This window comes from Neobacillus drentensis, assembly GCF_036962765.1.
In the GTDB taxonomy this organism is placed as follows: Bacteria; Bacillota; Bacilli; order Bacillales; family Cytobacillaceae; genus Neobacillus; species Neobacillus drentensis_C.
Genome location: NZ_JBALOS010000096.1, coordinates 1 through 207, shown reverse-complemented (window position 1 = coordinate 207; position 207 = coordinate 1). Strand labels below are relative to the sequence as shown.

1 protein-coding gene is annotated in these 207 nt (G+C 30.4%); it reads left to right on the top strand.

All coding sequences use genetic code 11. The features are described 5' to 3' along the window. Positions 1–207: 5' nucleotidase, NT5C type (locus tag V7137_RS13360; protein ID WP_420490125.1), on the top strand; the 207-nt coding region annotated here is incomplete at both ends.

Here is a 207-nt window from a genome sequence, read left to right as displayed (position 1 = left end):
GACTGCAAAGTATGAGTGGTTAAAAGAACATTTTAGTTTCTTAAAGGATATGAATTTTGTCTTTTGTGGCGATAAGAGCATTATTAATGCAGATTATCTAATTGATGACCATGTAAGAAATATCAAACAATTTTCTGGCCAAGGAATTTTATTTACAGCACCACATAATATTAATGAAACAGGATTTGTTAGGGTAAACAATTGGCA